Here is a 21751-nt window from a genome sequence, read left to right on the forward strand (position 1 = left end):
ACTGACTCACCGAAAGGGTGCTCCTGCAACTGCCATATTCGAACCTAGACAACTCGAATTATCGCAGGTCAGAGCACCCTTTCCTCATACCGACACACGGTGTCGGAATTCCGGTGAATGCGCGAGGCTAACTAGCGACGAACCGCTTCAGATCTCAATCAGTGGCCGGAGCGTCCAGACGGTGGGGCAGCCACTCCTGTTGAGCCACAACAGAGGCAGACTCTAATCAGCTACACCCCACCGACCTGGGCATCCGGGCGTCACCCGGACATCTCTGATCTTAGGGACTCTAATACCGACCGGTCTCATCCATTGGGGACGGGCCACCCCACGAGGCCCCCGTCGTGCGCACCATATTCCAGTTCTACACCCACGACCGGCTCGGCTCCACAACCATCGCCCGCGTGATCAACGAACGCGGACATCGCAACACCAACGGTGGAACCTGGTCCGCCTACCAAATCCTGCGGATACTGGCGAACCGCATCTACCTCGGCGAACTCACCTTCCGAGACATCACCACCACCGACTGCCACGATGCACTGATCGAGGCCGACACCTTCGCCGAAGCCGAACGCATCACCGCCGAACGCAACGCCGAACGCTCCCAGCTGCGCGCCAACAGCTCCGACTACGACCTGACCGGCAAGATGCGCTGCCCGACCTGCGGTGCCGCGATGGTCGGCTCACGCAACCACGGCCGCAGCAAGGTGTACCGCTACTACATCTGCTACAACCGCGACCGCTACGACAGCAGCAAATGCGACGGCTACCGCCTCGACGCGGACGCCGCCGAATCCGCCGTGCTCGAGAGCCTGGCAACGTTCTACCGCAACAACCACACACTCATCGCCGACGCGGTCGCTCGAGCCCGACGCCAACACCGCGCCGCGCACACCACCCAGCACGACGAACTGGCCGCCGTCCGCGCCGAGATCGCCGACGCCAACGCCAAGATCGACCGCTATCTCACCGCGTTCGAAAACCACACCATGGATTCGGACATGGTCGGCCCACGCCTGACCGCACTGCGGGACACCGTCCGCCAGCGCACCGGCCGCCGCGACGAACTCATCGCCGCCATCGAAAACGCCCCCACCCAACCCACCCCGGCCGCCCTGAACAACGTCGCCGACCACATCACCACACTCATCACCAACGGCAGCGACCAAACCCGCAAAGCCCTGATCGAAACGCTCGTCGCCGAAATCAAGATCACCGGCCCCGGCACCATCATCCCCATCTTCCGGATCCCCCAACCCACCCCCGGGCATGCCACCGCCACCACAGCCCGCACGAACGCCACGCGGGCCCACACGAACGCCACTGGGGGCGATCCCAACGCTACTAGGGCCCCGGCCAGCGGAAAACCGCTGGCCGGGGCCCTAGTGAAACCGGTTCGGATTGATACTAATTTGGTGGAGCTAAGGGGACTCGAACCCCTGACCCCCACACTGCCAGTGTGGTGCGCTACCAGCTGCGCCATAGCCCCGTGCTGTGCTTCCGGGGTGTTTCCCTTCGGCTTGAACGAAGTTACACCACGGGGGTAATTGCTACCAAATCGCCTGGATAGTGGGGTGGTGGAACGGGTGTTCGACGGGTAGAGTCGAACGCATGTTCGATAGCGGAGAGCTTCAGGGGATGACCGATGAGGGGCTGCTCGACGCGGTGCGGCGGGCGCATGGGGCGGCGGCGTTCGCGCAGGCTGCCGAGGTGCTGGCGGTGCGGGAGTTGTATCGGCGGCGGAGGGTGGAGCGGGCGGGGGTGGAGTTCGCGGCGGCGGAGGCTTCGGTGGCGGTGCAGATCTCCGAGGGGGTGGCGGCGGGGTTGATCGATATCGGGATCGGGCTCGATCGGCTGCCGCGGATTCGGGAGGCGTTCGTCTCGGGGCGGATCGATCTGGCGCGAACGCAGGTGCTGGTGGAGAACGTGCGGGAGTTGCCGGAGGAGTTGCTCGCGGATGTCGAGCCGACGCTGATCGACGTGGCGGAGCGGCTCACGCCCGCGCGGCTGCGGCAGACGGTGCGGCGCTGGGTCGCCAAGCTCGATCCCGAGGGTGAGCAGCGGCGGCGCGAGCGGCGCGAGGGTGATCGGGATGTGCGGATCAAGGCCGTGCAGGACGGTATGGCGGTGTTCGAGGGGTTGCTGCCCGCGGTCGGTGCGCAGACGGTCGCGATGCGTTTGCGGGAGATGAGTTCGCAGGTGTGCCGGGCCGATCCGCGCACGATGCCGCAGCGGCGGGCCGATGCGCTGGTCGCGCTGGCCGATGGTTCGAATCGGCTGCGTTGCGCTTGTGGGCGTGGAAAACGCTGCACCGCACCGGAATCCGAAGCGCCGCAGCGGCCGCTGATCCAGATCGGTGTCCCCGCCGAGACGCTGCTGGGTGAGCGGGATTCCCCGGCGCACCTGTCCGGATACGGTCCGATCGATGCCGCGCTCGTCCGCCGGATCGCGGAATACGCTCGGTTCCAAGCGATTCCGGAGCGCGCCGAGGATCCGGCCGGTGCGCGGGAGTCCGCGCGACCGGAGCCGACGCGGCGGCAGGAGCGGGATGTTCGCGCGCTCGATGGCGTGTGCCGTTTTCCGGGGTGCACGATGCCTGCCTCGGAATCGCTGGTGGACCATGGTGTTCCGGGCGACACCGCCCGGCGGGGTTCGGTACTGGCCGATCTCGCCGTGTTGTGTACACGTCATCATCGGCTGAAGGCGGCCGCGGACCGGGGCGAGACGTCGTGGCGGGTCCGCCGTGTCGATGCCGATCGGCTACGCTGGAAGAGTCCCACCGGCGATGAGCACATCACCTTCCGCGAGGGTGAGCGATATCTGTTCCCGCACACCGACATCGGGGCGTTCGATGCCCTGTGGCCCAGTCCTGCAAGCGTTCCCGCACCACCGCACCTGTCCACCGTCGACCTGACCTATCCGATCGAACACGGCGCGTTCGTCCATCCGGAGGCGGCAGCGATGCTGCCCGAGAACGAACCGCCCGGCCGTCTCGTTTTCGAAAACCGAAGTCGCTGAGGGGGATTCACTGATGCTCGTACTGCAACCGGATGTCCGTCCGGTAGCGATCCACAGGACACCGCACATGTCGTATCCGGACCGTCCACCGGCGCCGACCGTCATCGACGTCGCCGTGGAACGCGAACGAATCGCCGCGCTCGACAAGCTACGTCATCGTCTGGAAGCCGAACTCGACCGGACTCCAGCGGGTTCCGGCTATGCCGCGATGGCGGGGCAGTTGCGCGAGACCGTCAATGCCATCGCCGATGCGCGCAATCGCGTCTACGAGGCGCTGATCGACGAGGACCCCTGATCCGGAGCCGGGCCACGGGGCCGAACGGACACCGCCCGGACGGCTGGGGTTGCCGTCCGGGCGGTTCGGACCGAATGCGGTTGTCCCGCAAGCAGAGTGCGGTTATCCCGCGAGCTTGGTCACCCAGGTCGAATCTCCGGTGTCCACGTTCTTGTCGCCGTCCAGCACGGTCGGGGTCTGCACCTGCTTGATCGCGCTCGTCAGCGCCGACGTCGCCGACGTGGCGTGGTCGCGTGCCTCGTCGAGACGGTCGCCGCTGGTGATGCACTGCTGCACGTCCTGTGAGGCGCCCGCGTCCTTGGCGATCGCGGCCAACTGCTCGTTGCTGAGGCTGCCGCCCTCCTCGGCGGGCTGCTTCGTGGTGAACAGCGCCAGATGGAATTTCGAGAACATGGGGCCGTCACCGGCGGAGGCGACACAGTCTCCGGCGGCGATGGCGCGGGTCGAATAGTCCTTCGTGCCCGACTTCGGGTCCAGGAAGTTCACCAGTCGGTACCGCACGGCCAGTTTGCCCGCGTCGATCTCCTTGGCGATCTGCTGCCCGTAATAGTGTTCGAGCGATCCGCACTGCGGGCACAGCGGATCCTCGTACACGTCGATCGTCTTGGTGGGATTGGTTTTACCGAGCACGATCGCGCCATCCGAATCCAATAGCGCGCTCACAGCGGTGTCGTGGACCGCGCCGTACCCGTCTGCCTGGACCTTCGGACTGCTGCTACTGCTCGAGTGCATCACGTACGCCACGACGATCGCGATGACCACCACCGCGACACCGCCCAGCAGATAAGCGGTGCGGCTGGACATCGGTCGCGGCTGATACGTCGACCCGGGGGAGGAGTTCACGGCCCCCACTCTGCCAAAGCGGGCAGGTTCGGTGGTAGTGACCCGATACCGCGTCGGCGTCGCGGCGGAGGTGGCCGATCCGGTGCGGGTTCGCGCACGGGCAGATGCCGGGTAGATATCGGGTGCGGGCTGCGTAGTTCTACGCATACGCGCTGGTCCAGGGGTCGGGATGCTGGGAGGTATGACGCGACTCGAGTATTCCGCAGCGTGGACGGGCTATCCGCACGGCCATCTTCCCGCACCCGTTGCCGCTCGGAGCGGCAGTACCGCCGTGCCGATCCTCGCGCAGGTGGCGGTGGCGGTCGTCGCGATCGCGGTACGGTTCGCGGCTCCCGGCTGGCTGCTGCTGTTACTTCTGATGGGCGTCGGTCTGATCGGCCTCGCACCCTTTGTCGTCGCGACCGCGTTCGGGGTGACGATGTTGCGCCGTACCGCCGGACGATGGCGCGCGGCCCTGATGACGACGCTCGCCGCGCTGGATCTGGCGCTGCTGACCTTCGCGTTCACTCTGCCCGATATCACCGACGACGCGGGCACGAACTTCGTCCCGGTCGCCCGGTTGTTCCTGCACCAGGGCGCGGTATCCGAGCAGACGGCCACCACCTACGGCGCGATCGCGAACTGGGCCGCGCTCTGCTACGTCATCGCCGCGGCGGGCGTGGTCGCCGTAGCTGTGGCCCGGTGGTTGTCCGCCCGGTCTGGTCACCGGTACCCCGCGCGGAAGGTCTCGCACTGAGCCCAGATCACCGCGCGGTCTGCACCGACGATCTGCTCACCGGCGCGATCTACCGCTTCGACCCCGCCACCGGCCGCTCGTGCGCCATCGTCACGGGCCTGTCCGGCGGCTGGACCGGCCCGAGTTCGGTCCGAATCGCCCCGGACGGCAACCGCTGGGCGCTGTACGTCACCGGATTCGACGGCACACTACGTCGAGTCCGCCCACCGGCGGGCGTGAACCTCAAACCTGTTGTGGGAGTTCGGTAATCGGGGAATTCGCGGTTGCGGATCCCGTGCCGCCACCGGCGCGGATTACCGAGTCGATCCGTGACGAGCCGCCGATTCACACCTTGCGGGCCACCCCCGCGTAGAACTGGACCTGGCTGTCCATTTTGGCGGGTGGGGCGATGGTGGGACGCCAGTTGTGGGGGGTGGTGAGGGCTGGGGGGACCCATTCGAGGTTGGTGAAGAAGCGGGCGAATTCGGCTCGGGTGCGGATCTGGCCGGGCATGCCGGATTCGTGGTAGATGCGTTCGACTTCGGCCATTTCGGGGCCGAAATCCGGTGTGGCGTGGGTCATTACGAGGTAGGAACCGGGGGCCAGGGCGGACAGGAGATGGTCGACGATGTCGTAGGGGGAGTGTTCGTCCTCGACGAAATGCATCACCGCGATCAGGGACAGTGCGGTGGGGAGGGTCGGGTCCAGGGTGGCCAGGAGTTCGGGGGCGGTCAGGATCGAATCCGGTTGCCGGACATCGGCGTGCACGTAGGTGGTGCGGCCCTGCGGAGTGCCGGTCATCAGGGCGTGGGCCAGCACCATCGGGTCGTTGTCGACGTAGACCACGCGGGCGGTGGGGTCGATCCGCTGTACGGCCTGATGCAGATTCGGTTCGGTGGGGATGCCCGTGCCGATGTCCAGGAATTGCCGAATACCTTGCTCCGCACAGAATTCCGCGGCGCGCAGCATGAAATTGCGATTCTGTCGCGCGGTCACCCGCACATGCGGATGCACCTGTTCGGAACGTGCGCCGGCGCGACGATCGGCCTCGTAATTGTCGTGCCCGCCGAGCCAATAGTCGTAGACCCGTGCGGTGTGCGCGACCTGCGGGTTGAGTTCCGGGGACTCCACAGTCAGGCACTGTAGCCCGAAATCCGTTGGAACACAGCGAATATTTCGATCTCACGCGCGAAGGTGCTCCGCGCCGCCGACGCTCCGGCCTTGCGGAGGTCGAATCATCGTGGCGGGGAGCACCTTTCGCCGATCATCGGATCAGGCGGCAGCGGAATCCGCCCAGCCGGTGAACTTTCGGTAGGCGTCGATGTAGTCCTCGGAGAAGATGGGCGCGAAGGACAGGTCGGGCAGGGCGAATCCCTCGATCATGGCGGTCAGGTGATCGAGCAGTACCGTGCGGTGCGCACGCAGTTCCCCGGCCACCCGCGGCATCTGCTCGTGGGCGATGAACCAGGCGGCGTTCGAGTGGATGCACTGCAATGCGTATGCCGCAGCGGCGGATTCGGCCAGTCGCGCGGCGGTCGGATCGGTCGCGGCGACCGACTCCAGGTACAGGGCCGTGGCGGCGAGCCGCTGACTCGTCGCGTCGGCCATCTCGACCGCGGCCGATTCGGGGCCGAGCGCGCAGCTGGCGGGGTCGGGTGCACTGTCGCGCAGACTCGCCGCGATCCGGTGTTCCCGGTGGATCAGCATGTCCAGGTACCACGGTAGTTGCTCGGGAGTTCCTGGGAGACACAGGAATTCGAGTTCGGGACGGCCGACCTTGACCTGGAGGATGCGGTTCTCTCCCTCGGCGGTGATCGCCCCCTTGGTGCCGCCGATCCAGTCCGCGAACAGGTTCGAACGCAGCGTCCCCTGCGCGCCGGCCCGCTGTTCGCAGGTCGTCAGCACCTCGAGTCCGGTGTAGGTGAGCAGCGGTTTGGCGATCATCGACCACACCGCGTGCGGATGCTCGTCCGCGTCGGGTCCGCTGCGCAGGTCGCGGATGCGGCGGCCCAGCACGCTCGTGGCGTAGACCGCGGCGAGTGCGGAGACCACGTCCAGGCGCACGTTGTCCCGGTCGGCCATCAGCATGCCCTGGCCGGGGCGGCGTTGCAGCGAATAGTTGACCAGTCCGGCCAGTCCCGCGCGGGCCGCGGCGATGATGCAGTTGGCCAGGTCCAGCCGCCCGTCACCCAGTACGCCGATCGCGCGGTGGAACCGATGCCGCAGTGGCACAGCGCATTCGAAGCGTCCCTCCGGCGTCAGCACGGCCCAGTCGCCGCCGAGCAGCGCGTCGCGCGGTACCCACATCCGGGTGAATCGGAAGATGCCGTGATCCATCGCGGTCGTGGCTTTGTCCGGTAGTGCGACCACCTCGAGGCCGTCGGCCAGTCCCTCGGCCGTGCGCAACCGGAACAGGAACGGCAGCACGCCCTGGTCCTCGCCGTCCACGAGCAGGCGGGCGGTGACGACCGCGGTCTTGGGTACCGCCGAGGCCGCGTTCGGCATGAATTTCCAGGCCTCGGCGGTGGGGGAGGAGATCCAGAAACCGTCGGTGGTGGCATCCCATTCGGCGATGGTCCGATGGTCGTTGCCGTTGGTGCCGCCGAGTTCGGTCAGACACAGCAGACCGATCGCCTGCGCCGTGTCCAGTTCGGCCAGACAGTCCTGCTGATAGCGAGATCCGTTGCCCAAGCGGTTGATCGCGCTGGTGGACAGGGAGAAATGGCCGGTCAGGATGGGGGCCATATGGGGCGCGGTGACCAGGGCGTGACCGCACAGCGCGCCACGGAGCTGGTGGTCCGCGGCGATCTCCCGGGCGGAGTGGCCCAGCTGGGCCAGTGCCAGGCGCAGCAGTTCGGGGCCGATCACGGCTTCGTCCGCCTGGACGAGCCCGGTGCGCGGTCCGTCCTCGAGTCCGGCGATCACATCCCGGAATCGCTGCTGCAATGCCCACTGTTCGCCGAAGATCATCTGTCGTAACGCGGCGACGGTCGGCACGGGCTCGGAGGGTCCGGGGCCCAGGTCGGTTCCGTGGCCGGGGGGTGTTGCGTCGTCGGAAACTGCGGGACGGGGAAGATCTGCTGTCGTCATGACACATCCGCTCTGGTAACCGTAATTATCCGCGTCCGGACATGCGTGTATTACTCCGTAAAGTAGATCCGGCGCGGAATGTGCTGCATCCGGGAGGGGTACATTCGTGCCGCCCCGGAACTGTTTCGATCAGATATTCGTCGTCATCTCATAGATTTCGCTCCATGGAGTATCAAGAGGCGTTGCTCCTCTCAGCCCGAGTACTGAGAATTTTCCGACCGTCTCGTGGGCATCATCGGTGGAGTTCGTGGGAAAGTGACGGGTAGTGACAGCAAGCCGTGCGCGAATGGTCCCGGCCGCCACACCAGTGCCTCCTCGGGTACCGCGAGCTGGACATCCGGGAGAATGTCGAAAAGCCAATCGATGAGGCCCTCGACGATCTGCAACGAGGAACTCTTGGCATCTTTCGGGCATTCGTGCGGGCCGAATCCGAAACCGGCGTGCCAGCCGTCGCTGTGGTAATCACCGTTGTTGACCGTCGGATCGGTGCAGCACGCCATCAGGCTGACGATCACCGGTTCGTCGGCGGGCAACCACACGCCGTCGACCGCGATCGGTTGTTTCGGATAGGTGATCTGATAATTCGCCATCGGCGGGTCGGTGGCGAGCGTTTGATTCAGTGCGGTCTTGGTCATCGGCCGCTCGTGCAGGGGCGTGGTCAACAGCAGTTTTATCGTGCTGGCCGCGAGATCCGCGGGGCCCTGGGTACCGGCGGAAAGGCAGGTCACCAGCTGTTGGACGATTTCCGCGTCGGTCAGCTGGCTCTCGTGCGTGATCAGCCGGGTGGTGAGATCGTCGCCGGGTGCGGCCCGCCGGAGTGTGATCAGATCCAACAGCGCCGAATCGAATTGGGCATTGGTCTGCTCGGTGTCCTGTCCCTCGAACAGGTCGGCACTGGCCTTCGCGATTCGCATCATGATGTCCGGCGGGGAGCCGACCATGTAATTCAGAATAGTGAATGTCAGCGGTGCGATGTAATGCTGGATGAGATCGAGCGGTTGGTCCGGCGTGGCGCCCTCGGCGCAGAATGCGTTGATCAAATTGTGCGCCTGGATCTCGACCTCGTCCTGGAGCGCGAACTGGTTGACCTTCGAGAGCGCGTACTGGGTCGCCTCACGGTAGCGTTTGTGCTCCGGGCTGTCGCCATTGCTGCGCAGTGCGTTCGAACGCCATTCCACCATCGGCAGGAAATCCAGCCGGCGATCGCGTGGCAGTTTCCGCTGCCAATTGCGCGGGTCGGAGGGGAAATGAGTCGGATCGTGCAGGATTCGCCGTGCCGTCTCGTATTTGATCGCCAGCGTCGCCGGAATGCCCTCGGCTATCCAGACCGGTATGAGCGGTAGGTCGTTGTAGTGGCGCCGCATGAACTGGAAGTAGTCGTGCGGATTCTGTGCGAATTCCTGGGTGTACATCGGAACACGTTCCGTGACAGCGCCAATATCTATCGCCCGGGACGGTTCCGGTCGATGAATTTTGGTGGGCTGTGGGGAATTCACGGCTTGATACTCCTCGGATGACCTTCGGGTACGACGATGGGAACGGCAACTTGGTTGCGGTGCGGCCGGGCTGCGGTATGGTTCGCCACGAATTCGCCCGCGTGCTGCGGGGTGGTGGCGGGAGCCGGACGATCACTTGTCAGCGGCTCGATGCGTCACGCACCTTCGCGCGGTTCCTGTTTCCGCACCGCAGTTGCTCGAACTGCGCCGGGTGGCGGGTCGAATGGTCTGTCGCCGTTGGGTTCGTGACAACGCGTAGGTGTTGACGAGCCGAAATGCCCGAAGTGCGGGCATCGACCATTGTCGTTGCCGCAGAGTAGCTTTCGACCGAACGTGTCACGAATTGTATTGTGCCACAAATTCTCCGACTGCTCATGACGAACAGCATCAGGCGTTCGCCATCTTGCGAATCGTTCTCGGATTCGGTGGCTCGATGCAGGTCACTCCCGGTGTCCGAGCGGGCCGTCGCGGTGCGCGCGGTCGAGTGCCGTTGCGACAGTACGGGTTTCCGTGGCGAATGCGACCTGAGCGTCGGCGATTCGCGGTTCGATCGATGTCTGTCTGCTATCGATCGGCGTGGTGGTTGGTGGGGTAGGTGCGGAAAACGCCCGGATCCTTCGAGAGGGTCGACGCGGAAAGTGTGACGAGACGCTCGTTCGCGATCCGGGCTGGAATTCGGTTCCGGTGGTGAATTCTCAACGCTCCGTGCGGATCTGCTCGGTGGGTGTGTGGCGCAGGCCGCGGAGCACGACGTCGAGCAGGCCGTCGAGGTGGTCGGGGTCGATGGGCTGGCGGGACAGGGTGAGGAAGATCAGCGCGCCGATCAGTGCGTCGGCGGCGGCGAGGTGGTTCGCGTCGGGGCGCAGTTCGGTGTCGGCGGCCAATCGTTCGCGCAGATGGTCGCGGAGGGGGCCGGTGAAGTGGGTGTAGAGGCGGGTGGCGGCGGTGTCGTCGACCGCGGCCGCGCCGGTGAGTGCCTGGGAGAGGGTGCGTCCAGCGGGGGAGGCGATTTGTTCGCGAAATGCCAGCAACCAGTCGCGCAGTGCCTCGGCGATATCGGCCCCGGTCGGTTCGGGCATCGGCGGGGTCGGGATGAAACCGTCCAGGACCGCGTCGACCACGACCGCGGCCTTCGAGGACCACCAGCGGTAGATGGTCTGCTTGCCGACTCCGGCGCGTCGGGCGATGCCGTCCAGCGACAGGCGGTCGTAGCTGTCCGTTCGCAGGATGTCGCGGGTGGCTTCGAGGATTGCCCGGCGGGATGCCTCGTTGCGTTTGGGGCCGCGGCGGGACTGGGTCATGGCCGTCAGCGTACGAGGCGTGTAATGTCCGCCAATAGCGAGACGAATCGTATTGCTTTTGGAAAGGGAGTGCGATGAGCGAGGTTCTGGTCGTCATCGGGGCCGGTGGTATGGGTGAGGCCATCGCGCGTCGCCTCGGGGCGGGGCGGCAGGTGTTGCTGGCCGATTTCGATGCCGAGGTGCTGGATCGGGTCGGTACCGCGCTGGCGGCCGACGGGTATCTGGTCGACCTGCGGGAAGTTGATGTGTCACAGCGTGATTCGGTGTCGTCCCTGGCGGGCCGGGCCGCCGAGTTGGGTTCGGTGACGGCGGTGGCGCATACGGCGGGGCTGTCTCCGGCGCAGGCGTCGACCGCGGCGATTCTGGCGGTGGACATGGTCGGGGTGGCATTGGTGCTCGAGGAGTTCGGGCAGGTCGTCGCGCCGGGCGGGGCCGGTGTGGTGATCGCGAGTATGGCCGGGGCGCTGGTGACCGGGCGACTGCCCGCCGAGTGGGAAGCCGCGTTGGCGACGACCGCACCGGATGAGCTGCTGGACTTGCCGTTTCTCGCCGGGCCGGAGCTGGCGTCGCCCGGGGCCGCCTACAGCATCGCCAAACGCGCGAATCAGGTGCGGGTGCAGGTCGCGAGCCTGGCTTGGGGGCGGCGGGGCGCGCGGATCAACAGCATCAGTCCGGGCGTCATCAGTACCGCGATGAGCCGGCGGGAGCTGGCGGGCGAGTCCGGGCCCGGCATGCGCGCGATGGTCGAGGCGTCGGGGACCGGGCGGTTGGGGACCGCCGGGGATATCGCGGCGGCCGCGGCGTATCTGCTCGGGCCCGACGCGTCTTTCGTCACCGGGACCGATGTGCTCGTCGATGGTGGGGCGGTTGCCGCTTCTCGATACGCGGGCGCGTGAGTCTCGGATCTGTTGTCCGCGTGGCTGATCCGGATCTATCCCGGCGGGCCGTCGGGTCATTCGTCGAGGCCGCTCGGGCGTGACCCGGATACTGGATGCTCGATACTCGCCGACGAGTGCCGTCGCGGGGATATTCTGTGCCGGAGACTCGACATCCACTCTGTGTGCGAGGTGAACCGGTCCGATGCCGACATCTGCTGTGACTCAACGTCTTCGGGAAGATCTGCGGGAATACGCGCGGCTGGCCGAGGCATCGTACGAGCCCACGCGCGTGGAACCGGTGCTCGACGTACTGTCCGATATCGCGCCGGATGCGTTGATGGCGGTGCGCACCACGACCGAACCGGTCGGCGAGCGTGAAGTCAACGTGCGGTTCATGAACTTCACCGCCGATCCGACGGTCGCGTTGCGGGAGGCGGGGCTGCTCGAATTCGGCGGGCACCCGCTCGAACAGGTTTTGACCGCGGTCGCGGGGGCGGTGCCGGTGCAGTTCGGTGTCGACGTCGCGGTGGGTTCCGGTGTGCAGAAGGTGTGGCTGGCGCTCGGCGAAATGCTTGATGTGCAGCGGATTTCGGCGCTGCCCGGGATGCCCGAGGCGGTGCGGGCCAACGCCGAGCACCTGATCCGTTGGGGCGGAGGGAAATTCCTGCTGGTCGCGGTGGATTTCCAAGGGCGGACGATGAATCTGTACTCGCAGTTACTGTCGCCCGGTCAGCTGCCGCCGGAGGATATCGCCACGATTCTGCGGGAGCTCGACTTCGCCGCGGCGACCGACGCGGAGTTGGCCGCCCTCGATGCGCACGCCTATACGATCTATCGCACGTTCTCCTGGGATGATCCCGGTGTGCGGCGAATTTGCTTCCCGCGCAGGTTTTCTCGGGAAACCTTCCCGGTGCAGCTGGATCCGGTGCTCGAGCGGTTCGTGCGGGGTGCGCCGCTGATCGGTGACGGCGCGCACGCTTTCACCTTCTACGCCGCGTACCAACCCGACGGGCGGTATTACAAGGTGCAGGCCGATTACAACCCGCGCAGCAGTGAGCTGCGGCTGCCGGGCGACGTGGAGATTCCGCCGACGCACTGAATCGGAGCTCTGTCGATTCGCACCTCGAGAGCCGGGGGCGCGCTGTCGCGTGGACCGAGGTTGCGGGTACAGTCGCGGCGACCTTTTCGAATATGAATGTCGTTACAGTTATGGGAGGAGTGTGGCGGTGAAGATCGCCTTCGTCGGGAAGGGCGGTAGCGGGAAGACCACGCTGTCGTCGTTGTTCATTCGTCATCTGGCTGGGCAGGACGTGCCGGTGCTGGCGATCGATGCGGATATCAATCAGCATCTGGCGGCGGCGCTGGGGCTCGGGGAGCAGGAGTCGGCGGGGTTGCCGACGCTCGCCGCGCAACTGCCGTTGATCAAAGGGTATCTGCGCGGGGACAATTCGCGGATTCCCTCCGCCGAGGCGATGATCAAGACGACGCCGCCGGGCACCGGATCGCGGTTGTTGAGTGTGGTCGAGGAGAATCCGATCTATGCCGCGTGCGCGCGGGAGGTCGGTGGGGTGCGGTTGATGGTGACCGGGCCGTTCGCCGAGGAGGATCTCGGGGTGGCGTGCTACCACTCCAAGGTCGGTGCCGCCGAGATGCTGCTGAACCATATGGCCGACGGTCCCGGCGAGTACGTCGTGGTCGATATGACCGCGGGCGCGGACTCTTTCGCCTCGGGCCTGTTCACCCGATTCGACCTGACCGCACTGGTCTGCGAGCCGACCCTGCGCAGCGTCGGCGTCTATCGCCAATATCTCAGCTATGCAAGGGATTTCGGCATCAGGATCGCCGTGATCGGCAACAAGGTCTGCGACGGCGAGGACCTCGCCTTCCTTCGCGAACAGGTCGGCGACAACCTCCTGTGCTGGGTGGGCCGCTCGTCCCACGTCCGTGCCGCCGAACGCGGCGACATCCGCCCCATCGCCGACCTGGAACCGGAAAACCGCGAGGCCCTCGCCACCGTCCGCGCGGAACTGGACTCGATCGATCGTGACTGGGACTCCTATCAACGCCACGCCGTACAATTCCACATCCGCAATGCCGAAGCCTGGGCAGGCAAAGAGCTTGTCGCACAGGTAGATCCAGACTTCATCATGCGCCCCGCCGCGCTCGCGGCACGGTAACGCATCCCGGCTCCCGGGAGTCGCGAAATCACCCGCTGGGCGATGGATCACGTGCCGTCGAAAGGTTCGTCGTCCAGCGGGGGAGCTCGGCCCGTGCCGTGTGCGAGTCTCGCTCACCGGTACCGGGACGTGCTGGTGGCGGGGACTGGTGCCATCGTGTGGCTGGTAGGTACGGCGGGACGGAAGGGTCTTCACGATGGGTGGACGGGCAGAATCATCGGGGGACCCGAGTTCGGTGATTGCGGCGCTGGTGGGGGTTGGCGGGCCGTTCGAGCTCGTCGAGGAGTCGGTGCTCGGGGTGGTGATGCCGGTGATGCGGGATCGGCGGCGGGCCGTCGCCGAGTTGCTGGAGGCCTCGGTGCGGTGGGGGGAACGGGACTATCTTGTGACCGCCGATCGGCGGATTTCGTTTGCCGAGCATGCGAATTCGGTTGCGGCGCTGTCGGTTGCGCTGCGCGACGAGTTCGGTGTCGGGAAGGGCGATCGCGTCGCGATCTATGCGGCCAACACGCCGGAATGGGTCATCGCGTTCTGGGCGACGCAGGTGCTGGGTGCGATCACCGTGTGCATGAACGGCTGGTGGGTGGCGCGGGAGGCGGCGTTCGGTATCGAGCACAGCCGTCCGGCGGTGGTGATCGCCGACGCCGAACGCGCCGCCGTGCTCGCCGACGCCGGCACCGGTGTGCGCGTGCTCACGATGGCCGAGGACCTGCCCGCGATCTTCGCGCGCAACACCGGAGTTCGGTTGCCGCACACCGAGATCGACGAAGATGACCCGGCTGCCATCGTCTACGCCAGCGGCACCAGCGGCCGGCCCAAGGGCGCGCTGCACTCGCAGCGGAACATCCTGGCCGTCGCCGACTACCACCGGTTCAACGACGCCGCACTTGCCGCGTTCACCGGACAGCCCTACGATCCGGTCGCGCCGAGTCCCCTGCGGTACCTGCTCACCTCGCCGCTGTTCCACATCGCGAGCCTGCACAATCTGGTCGTGCCGCGACTGGTCACCGGCAGTGCGGTGGTGATGTATCAGGGCAAGTTCGGCGTGGCCCCGGTGCTGCGGCTGATCGAACGTGAGCGCGTGACGAACTGGGGCGCGGTGCCCGCGATGGCGGCCCGCCTGACCGAGTACGGCGACTTCGACGACTACGATCTGTCCTCGCTCAATGCCTTCGCGCTGGCCTCCGCGCCGTCCTCGATCCCCTTCAAAGAGCGTCTGCGCGAACGGGTTCCGTTCGCCCGCGCGGCGCTGGTGGACAGTTACGGGCTGACCGAATGCAGTACGGCGGTCGCGGTCGCGACTCCCGCCGAGCTGGAACAGTTTCCGGGCACCCTGGGCCGTCCGATCATCGGGGTGAGCCTGGAAATCCGTGACCCGGAAGGGAATCCGGTGCCCGACGGCGACGAGGGCGAGGTGTGTGTGCGGAGTCCCTATGTGATGCTGGGGTATTGGGACGACCAGGCGGCGACCGATGCCTCGATCACTCCCGAACGATGGCTTCGGACAGGGGATTTCGGCATTCTCGAGAACGGGATGCTGCGGTTGGTCGGGCGGCGTTCGGATCTGATCCTGCGCGGCGGCGAGAACGTCTACCCCACCGAGATCGAACAGTGCCTGGACGAACACCCCGATGTGCTGGAATGCGTCGTGATCGGCACTCCGCACGAGGATCTCGGCGAGGAGGTGTCCGCCGTGGTGGTCGTGCGGCCCGGCAGCGCGGTCACCGCGGAGCAGCTGCGCGATCACGTCTCCGAGCGGCTGTCGTACTTCAAGGTGCCGAGCCGTTGGCGATTCACCGAGGAACTGTTGCCGCGCAACGCAACCGGCAAACTGATCCGGCGCGGCATCACGGTCTGAGCGAGGACCTCACGAGGCCGGAGCGATGTCGTCCGCATCGCCCGGCCTATTCGTGCGCAGATCGACCAGGAGCAACTCGCAGGCCCGCCGGATATCCGATTCCGCCTGGGCCAGCGAGATCTGGTTGTTGAGGCAGGACTGCACCACGCCGAACCACAGCTGAATCAGCAGCCGCACCGAGGTCACCTCGACCTCGGTCGGCTCGGTGATCCCCGCCGCGTCCAGCAGCATCTGCCGGAACAGCCGGTCCACCCGGCCCGCGTCGGGCACGAGGTCGTGGTTGGCGGTGGAGGTCGACATGACCATCGCGGTGGACAGCGCGGGCTGGCGCAGCAGGCCCCGGGTGGCCCGGACCAGCACGCCGCGCATCGCGTCCTGCGGTGAGTCGTATGCGGGTCTGCGCGCGAATTTGCTCGCCAGCCGCTCGAGTTGATCGACCATGACCGCCGCGAACAGGTGCGTCTTGGACGGGAAATAGCGATACAGCGTGCCGATCGCGACCCCGGCGCGCTTGGCCACGTCGTGCATCTGCACGCGCGCCAACTCCTTCTCCGAGGCCAGTTCCGCAGCGGCGGTGAGCATTCGGACGTGCCGTGCGTGCTGCTCCTGCGAACTCGGCGCGGCGGCGTCGCGCGCTTCGGCGATTCTCGGCACTGTCATCCCTTCGGTCCTGCCACGGCGGCGAATCCGGGTGCCGCCGGCGCTGGGCCCGGTTGTCCTCGGCGGTCCGCCCGGGCACTGCGGACCGCCGGTTCGTCCAGGCTAGCAACGAATCGGGCGCGGGTGCCGGTGAGCGGGAGTCGACCGCCGAATGCGCTTCCGGGCTCGGGTGCCCGCTGCTAACATTTCAAGAATTAATTTCAGTTTTGTCAAGGTGTGGATCTTTGACCAGCGAATTTGGAGGTGTCTATGACGCTCGTCGATTCGTGTGACGCGCCGTCGGCGGTCGTCGGGAGCCATGCCCTGCCGCCGTCGATGGTGGAGCGGATGACCTTGATCCTGGACGTCATCGATGGGCCGGGCGCACGGCTGACGCTCCAGGAGGTCGCGCGGCGCACCCGCCTGCCGCGCTCCACGGTGCATCGGATACTCGATCAACTGGTCCGGCTCGGTTGGGTCGAACATCTCGATCTCGGGTACTGCCTGGGCGGGCGGGCCCGACGGCTCGGCGGTAGCGACAACCGGCACGGCCTGATTCGCGCCGCGGCCGCCCCGCTGCTGCACGAACTGCACATGCACACGGGATTGGTTGTGCACCTTGCGGTTCTGGAGCGCGGGGAAAGTCTGTATCTGGACAAGGTGGGCGGGCGCTTCGCCGCGACGTTGCCGTCACGGGTCGGTGGGCGAGTGCCCGCGCACACCACGGCGGGCGGTAAAGCGATGCTCGCGTGGCTCGATCCGGAGGAGGTGGATCGGCTGTGTGGCCGTTTCCCGACCCGCACCACCGATCGGACGATCACCGAACTGCCACTGCTGCACCAGGATCTGAATCGGATCAGGCAGCGGCACGGGATCGCGTACGAGCGCGGTGAGGCCGTGTCGGGGATCGGCTGCGTCGGGGTGGCGGTGCGCGGGCCCGATGGTCCGGTGGCCGCGGTGTCGCTGTGCGGGGAGGTGCGCAGCGTGCGGCTCGAACATGTTGCGCCGCTGGTGCTCACCGCGACCCGTGCGGTGAGTGATGCGCTGTATGCCGAATCTCGGTGAGCGGGAACATCATGCCGAACCGTCCGGTGCGTGGTCACTCTGGTCAGCGCCAGGACGGAATCCGAACCGCGGGAGACTATTTCATGAAATCAATCCACGCCGGAGTGTTGGCTCTCGCTGTCGTACTTGCGGTAACAGCCTGTAGCACAACGAAATCCGATGACAGCCGTGGACCGGCATCGCTGCGGCCCGGTGAGCTGTTGACCGCCCGGACCGTCGAGGGCAGTGTGGCGCTGCCGCACGCCGCGCGCACCGCGTTGATCACGTACGTCTCGCAGGACGCGACGGGCAAGCCGGTCGTGGTCTCGGGGACCGTGGCGATTCCGCGGACGCCGCCGCCATCGGGTGGATATCCGGTGATCAGCTGGGCACACGGGACGACCGGCGTCGCCGACGCGTGCGCTCCCTCGGCGGACTTCCCCGGCGGTCCGACCCACGGCTACATCGCCGAGATGGACACCTCGCTGGACGAGTGGGTGGCCAAGGGGTATGTCGTGGCCGCCACCGATTACGAGGGGCTGGGCACGCCCGGGGTTCATCCGTACGTCAACGGCGTCACCGAGGTGAACGCGGTCACCGATATCGTTCGCGCCGCCCGGCAATCGGACTCCTCGGTCGGCTCGACCTGGTTCGCGATCGGCCACAGCCAGGGTGGGCAGGCCGCGCTGTTCACCGCGGCCCAGGGACCTGCGCGCGCACCGGAACTGCATCTCGGCGGTGCGGTGGCCATCGCGCCGGGCAGCGGATTCGACCAGGTTGTTCGGTATTTCGCTGCGGCGAACCCGGGAGCCGAGGTCGCCGAACCGTTCCTGCCCCTGATCCTGCTCGGTGCCCAGGCCGCCGATTCGTCCCTCGATCCCTCCCGCTGGACTACCCCCGACGCGCAGCCGCTGCTGTCCGCGGCGAAGGTGGACTGCATCGATGCGCTGCGCAAGGTGACCCCGGTGCCCGCGAACCGGATATTCCGCGGCGATGCCGACCTATCCGCGCTCACCATGTATCTCGCGCAACAGGATCCGGGCAAATTGCACTTGAAGGTGCCCACGATGGTTGCGCAGAGTTCGGCCGATCAGGTGATCCCGAAGGCTTCGACCGATCTGATGGTGAAGACGTTGCGGGACAACGCCAATACGCTCGACTACCGCGAATATCAGGGTGCCGATCATCGGGGCACGGTCGGGGTGTCACTGTCGGATGCGGAGGCTTTCGTCGCACGTAACCTCGGGCACTGAGTCGGTCCGATCGAGATACGTCGGCTGCTCGGTCTGCTCGGTCGACCCCTCGCATTGCGAAATCTGCTGTATCGCAATGGAATTACGGTGTGACCTCCTGCGGCAGGTGCGGCGCGTGATGTCCGAGCTGCCCAGCGGATTTACGCCGCGAGAGTGTCATCTCTGCGCGACTGGACTCTCACTCGCCGATAGTGTTGTGGCCTAACATGATACGAGCATCAGTGCTGAGCCGCGGACAGCGTGTCCAGGCGGTCGAGTTCCGCGTCGGTCAGATGTAGGTTCATCGCCTCGCTGCTGGCTGTTGCCTGGGTGGGGCTGGATGCGCCCGGAATAGCGACCACGGTCTCGCTGTAGTGGGTGAGCAGCCAGGCGAGGGCGACCTGGGCGGGGACCGCGCCGTATGCGTCGGCGATGGCGCGCAGTTCGTCGATGAGAGGGGCGGTTCGGGTCAGGGTGCGCGCGCTGAAGCCGCCGAGTGTGCGGCGGATGGGGCGGACCGTGCGCATGAGTTCCGGTGTGGCGTGGAACTTTCCGGTCAGCAGGCCCGAGCGCAGGGGGGAGAAGGCGATCAGCGTGACGCCGAGTCGGCGGGCGGTCTCCAGGACTCCGTTGTGTTCGATGGCGCGGTGCAGCAGGCTGATCTGCACCTGGTTGGATGCCAGGCGCAGGCCGTGTGCGCGCAGGATCTCGTCGGCGAGTTCCATCTGTCGTGCGGAGAAGTTGCTGACCCCGACGGCCGCGATCTTGCCCGCGGTGCGCAGCTCGGCCATGGCTCGTACCTGGCGGGTGATCGAGGACAGTGATCCGTGCGGCTCGTGGATCTGGTACAGATCGATCGGAAAGCCTTGCAGCGCCGTGAGTCTGGCGTCGATGGTGCGGCCGATGTTGGCGGCGGTGCGGCCCAGCGGGGCCCATTTGGTGGAGACCCGCACCTGCCCGGGCGTGACGCCGATCGAGGTGAGCGCGCTGGTCAGGGCGCGTTCGGAGTGGCCGCGCCCGTACATCTCGGCGGTGTCGAACCAGTTGACGCCGCCCTGGTGGGCGGCCCGCACGATCGAGCCGATGGTGTCCTGGTCCAGCGGGCGATAGAACTGCGTCACGATGCCCTGTCCGGCGAACTGCATGCAGCCCAACCCGATCGGCGTGATCTCCAGGTCGGTGGATCCGAGCCTGCGCATGGTGATCATGAGTTTCCCCTATCTCTATTTGAGACACTACTATCTCAAATAGAGGCATGAGGGTCAATGATCGGTACTGAAATGTATGCTCCGAACATGGTGAAACGCGCGGATCACGTGGCGGCCGGGATCGTCGCGGCCGCGGCGAATGTGCTGGCCGAACAGGGACCCGCGGTGAGCATGGCCGAGATCGCGGAGGCCGCCGGGGTGGGTCGCGCGACGCTCTATCGCTATTTCCCGAGTCGCGATGCGCTGCTGGCGGGGTTGACCACCGCAGCTCTCGAGGATCTGCTCGGCAGGATCGCCGACGCCGATGTGGAGACCGCCTCCGTACCGACCGCGCTGGCCCGCCTGACGCGCGGATTCCTCACGGCTGGAAGTAAATACGCGGCGCTCCTGCAACCGGGCGTCGCACTGCCGGACAAGGACGAGCAGTTGCAGAACCGGCTCGCCCAGCCCGTGCTCGATCTGCTGAATCGCGGTGTGGCCGAGGGCATCCTGCGCGCGGACCCGCCGGTGGGCATGCTGTTCGAGATGTTCACCGGACTGCTGGAGAAGGCCCTGCACGTCGTGTTGCGAGGGGAGTCCGGGGTGGAGCAGGCCGCCGAGGCCGTGATCGCCGTATTCCTGGACGGGGCAAGGGTTTCCGGCTCGAACGGGCGTTGACCTCGGCGGGACGACCGCTCAGTCGCGCGGGGTGGCGCGGATCTTGATGACCTCCATCGTGGACCAGCACTGGACGGGCCGGGGTGCGCCCTCCTCCTGGACGTTGCCGTGCATCCAGGCGATCCCCATGGAGACCGCGGCCGCGGCGGCATTGTGCGTGGCCTCGAAGGAGAAGGTGTGTCCGCCGAATTCCAGTCTCGCGCGAACCGGCTGGCGGACATCGCCTTTCGATTCCCAGACGACCTTGGAGCCGACGTCGCGGTTGGTGGCGATGATCGGCGGCTCGCCCTGGCGGTGGAAGGTGGCGGTGGCGTAGTCGCCCGCGCCCAGCATGGCGTTGCCGGTCTCCCAGTGCCCGTCGTCGAACATCGCGCCCCAGACGAACCAATAGTGTTCCAGCTCGGCGATTTTGGAGACCTGCGCGCTCATGCCGGGTAGGCAGTACATGCGGTCGAGTCCGCCGTAGCCGCCGATGATCGGTGAGCCCGCGATGCTGCCGGACACCGCGCAACCCGAGCTGGTGTAGCCGACGTCGTCGGGCGGGCCGGGGACGTAGATGGTGGTGACGTTCTGCGGCAGCGGTGTGAGCACGATGTCGACGCCGTCGCGATGTTCCTTCCAGGCATACTTGCTGGGGCCCAAGGAAATTCGGATCGGGTGTTTGGCACGCATATCCATGTTCGCGGGGAAGAGGGTCTGCTCGCCTTCGCGTTCGATCCACAGGATCGGACCCCAGTAGAGGTCGTTCTCGCCCGGGAACCAGACGTTGCGCGGATCGGACCACAGGTCGGCCGAACACTCGTGCACGGTGAAATCGTATGTGGCGCTGGCGGATAGCGTGCGGACCAGCTCGTAACGCTTCCCGTCGGCGGTATCGGCCATCGCCCACAGGAACAGCAGATCGTTGTGCAGTCCGGGGAACTGCTTGTCGAGCGTGGAATGGTCGTGCACCGAGGCGTCCGCCATCGAGACGTACGGGATCACGGTGACCTTGGACATGTCGATACTGGCCATGGTTCCTCTTCTCGAATGGTCGCGGATTCAGCGGCGCAGGGAGGTGCGCACCGAGGACCACAACTGGGTCAGCGCGTAGCGGGCCATCGGTTTCAGGCCGCCGGATCTGATCACGGTGACCATCGCGCGCAGCTGCTGTGCGCGCGACATCGGCGGATTGTCGGCCGGGGTGTTCTCGGCGGTCATCGGCGGCGGTCCTCTCGGCGTGGCTGTGGTCGCTCCCCGATATGTTACCGCGAATATTACTGTTAATGCGACAGTATGTTGTTCCGGATTAGAAATG

At 66.4% G+C, this 21751-nt stretch carries 21 protein-coding genes, 1 tRNA gene and 1 pseudogene; 12 read left to right on the forward strand and 11 right to left on the reverse strand.

The genetic code is table 11. From position 1 onward, the window contains the following. Positions 1–311 precede the first annotated feature (311 nt). A pseudogene (locus tag NRB20_RS39730) lies at positions 312–758 on the forward strand (recombinase family protein); the annotation flags it as partial. On the opposite strand, the gene NRB20_RS39160 reads toward NRB20_RS39730, so the two are convergent. Together NRB20_RS39160 and NRB20_RS36130 are read right to left on the reverse strand one after the other, a co-directional pair. Then, positions 687–1274: a hypothetical protein gene (locus tag NRB20_RS39160; RefSeq protein ID WP_264766420.1), complete on the reverse strand. Its 588-nt coding sequence runs from the start codon at positions 1272–1274 to the stop codon at positions 687–689. The pseudogene NRB20_RS39730 and the gene NRB20_RS39160 overlap by 72 nt on opposite strands. Before the next feature lie 142 nt (positions 1275–1416). Next, positions 1417–1492: transfer RNA gene (locus NRB20_RS36130), tRNA-Ala, on the reverse strand. A 122-nt stretch (positions 1493–1614) separates the two neighbouring features. Here NRB20_RS36130 and NRB20_RS36135 point away from each other — a divergent pair. Together NRB20_RS36135 and NRB20_RS36140 are read left to right on the forward strand one after the other, a co-directional pair. After that, positions 1615–3021, forward strand: coding sequence for a DUF222 domain-containing protein (locus NRB20_RS36135; RefSeq protein ID WP_153415935.1), 1407 nt, complete (start codon positions 1615–1617; stop codon positions 3019–3021). Positions 3022–3034: 13 nt separating this feature from the next. Continuing rightward, complete coding sequence (locus tag NRB20_RS36140) at positions 3035–3316, forward strand: hypothetical protein (protein WP_194290136.1); 282 nt, start codon at positions 3035–3037, stop codon at positions 3314–3316. Between the two features lie 102 nt (positions 3317–3418). Here NRB20_RS36140 and NRB20_RS36145 read toward each other — a convergent pair whose 3' ends face one another. After that, a complete protein-coding gene (locus tag NRB20_RS36145) occupies positions 3419–4159 on the reverse strand; it encodes a DsbA family protein (RefSeq protein WP_319945852.1) in 741 nt (246 codons plus the stop codon). A 181-nt stretch (positions 4160–4340) separates the two neighbouring features. On the opposite strand from NRB20_RS36145, the gene NRB20_RS36150 reads away from it, so the two are divergent. Next, positions 4341–4895: a hypothetical protein gene (locus NRB20_RS36150; RefSeq protein WP_153415937.1), complete on the forward strand. Its 555-nt coding sequence runs from the start codon at positions 4341–4343 to the stop codon at positions 4893–4895. Next, positions 4841–5143 carry an NHL repeat-containing protein gene (locus tag NRB20_RS36155; RefSeq protein ID WP_227834211.1) on the forward strand — a complete coding sequence of 101 codons (303 nt, stop codon included), beginning with the start codon at positions 4841–4843 and terminating at the stop codon, positions 5141–5143. The genes NRB20_RS36150 and NRB20_RS36155 overlap by 55 nt, the downstream gene beginning before the upstream one ends. 76 nt (positions 5144–5219) lie before the next feature. Here NRB20_RS36155 and NRB20_RS36160 read toward each other — a convergent pair whose 3' ends face one another. The 4 genes from NRB20_RS36160 to NRB20_RS36175 all read right to left on the reverse strand — a co-directional run bounded on the left by NRB20_RS36160 (position 5220) and on the right by NRB20_RS36175 (position 10761). Continuing rightward, a complete protein-coding gene (locus NRB20_RS36160) occupies positions 5220–6005 on the reverse strand; it encodes an SAM-dependent methyltransferase (RefSeq protein ID WP_319945853.1) in 786 nt (261 codons plus the stop codon). A gap of 141 nt (positions 6006–6146) precedes the next feature. Then, positions 6147–7964, reverse strand: a complete 1818-nt coding sequence (locus tag NRB20_RS36165; RefSeq protein WP_153415939.1) for an acyl-CoA dehydrogenase family protein — start codon at positions 7962–7964, stop codon at positions 6147–6149. A gap of 191 nt (positions 7965–8155) precedes the next feature. Then, positions 8156–9376 (reverse strand): cytochrome P450, encoded by a 1221-nt coding sequence (locus tag NRB20_RS36170; protein ID WP_227834212.1) that lies wholly within the window; start codon positions 9374–9376, stop codon positions 8156–8158. A gap of 779 nt (positions 9377–10155) precedes the next feature. Continuing rightward, complete coding sequence (locus tag NRB20_RS36175; RefSeq protein ID WP_153415940.1) at positions 10156–10761, reverse strand: TetR/AcrR family transcriptional regulator; 606 nt, start codon at positions 10759–10761, stop codon at positions 10156–10158. A 74-nt stretch (positions 10762–10835) separates the two neighbouring features. Here NRB20_RS36175 and NRB20_RS36180 point away from each other — a divergent pair, with 74 nt between their 5' ends. The 4 genes from NRB20_RS36180 to NRB20_RS36195 all read left to right on the forward strand — a co-directional run bounded on the left by NRB20_RS36180 (position 10836) and on the right by NRB20_RS36195 (position 15674). After that, positions 10836–11657, forward strand: coding sequence for an SDR family oxidoreductase (locus NRB20_RS36180; protein ID WP_153415941.1), 822 nt, complete (start codon positions 10836–10838; stop codon positions 11655–11657). A gap of 184 nt (positions 11658–11841) precedes the next feature. Further along, the gene (locus tag NRB20_RS36185; protein ID WP_153415942.1) at positions 11842–12738 is read left to right on the forward strand and encodes an aromatic prenyltransferase; all 897 of its coding nucleotides are present in this window, start codon (positions 11842–11844) and stop codon (positions 12736–12738) included. Between the two features lie 127 nt (positions 12739–12865). Then, positions 12866–13816: an ATP-binding protein gene (locus NRB20_RS36190; RefSeq protein WP_319945854.1), complete on the forward strand. Its 951-nt coding sequence runs from the start codon at positions 12866–12868 to the stop codon at positions 13814–13816. A gap of 196 nt (positions 13817–14012) precedes the next feature. Then, positions 14013–15674 (forward strand): class I adenylate-forming enzyme family protein, encoded by a 1662-nt coding sequence (locus NRB20_RS36195; protein ID WP_153415943.1) that lies wholly within the window; start codon positions 14013–14015, stop codon positions 15672–15674. Between the two features lie 9 nt (positions 15675–15683). Here NRB20_RS36195 and NRB20_RS36200 read toward each other — a convergent pair whose 3' ends face one another. Further along, positions 15684–16328, reverse strand: coding sequence for a TetR family transcriptional regulator (locus NRB20_RS36200; protein WP_319945858.1), 645 nt, complete (start codon positions 16326–16328; stop codon positions 15684–15686). A gap of 255 nt (positions 16329–16583) precedes the next feature. Here NRB20_RS36200 and NRB20_RS36205 point away from each other — a divergent pair, with 255 nt between their 5' ends. Further along, positions 16584–17378 (forward strand): IclR family transcriptional regulator, encoded by a 795-nt coding sequence (locus NRB20_RS36205; protein ID WP_153415945.1) that lies wholly within the window; start codon positions 16584–16586, stop codon positions 17376–17378. Between the two features lie 83 nt (positions 17379–17461). Continuing rightward, a complete protein-coding gene (locus NRB20_RS36210; RefSeq protein WP_153415946.1) occupies positions 17462–18610 on the forward strand; it encodes an alpha/beta hydrolase family protein in 1149 nt (382 codons plus the stop codon). A gap of 218 nt (positions 18611–18828) precedes the next feature. On the opposite strand, the gene NRB20_RS36215 is transcribed toward NRB20_RS36210, so the two are convergent. Next, the gene (locus NRB20_RS36215; protein WP_153415947.1) at positions 18829–19797 is read right to left on the reverse strand and encodes an aldo/keto reductase; all 969 of its coding nucleotides are present in this window, start codon (positions 19795–19797) and stop codon (positions 18829–18831) included. Between the two features lie 87 nt (positions 19798–19884). Between NRB20_RS36215 and NRB20_RS36220 the strand changes: the two genes are divergently transcribed. Further along, positions 19885–20454, forward strand: a complete 570-nt coding sequence (locus NRB20_RS36220; RefSeq protein WP_227834213.1) for a TetR/AcrR family transcriptional regulator — start codon at positions 19885–19887, stop codon at positions 20452–20454. 18 nt (positions 20455–20472) lie between these two features. Here NRB20_RS36220 and NRB20_RS36225 read toward each other — a convergent pair whose 3' ends face one another. Then, a complete protein-coding gene (locus NRB20_RS36225; protein WP_153415948.1) occupies positions 20473–21468 on the reverse strand; it encodes a hypothetical protein in 996 nt (331 codons plus the stop codon). A gap of 27 nt (positions 21469–21495) precedes the next feature. Continuing rightward, positions 21496–21654 carry a Rieske (2Fe-2S) protein gene (locus NRB20_RS36230; protein ID WP_153415949.1) on the reverse strand — a complete coding sequence of 53 codons (159 nt, stop codon included), beginning with the start codon at positions 21652–21654 and terminating at the stop codon, positions 21496–21498. Between the last annotated feature and the right edge of the window lie 97 nt (positions 21655–21751).

Source organism: Nocardia macrotermitis (assembly GCF_009604405.1).
Classification (GTDB): domain Bacteria; phylum Actinomycetota; class Actinomycetes; order Mycobacteriales; family Mycobacteriaceae; genus Nocardia; species Nocardia macrotermitis.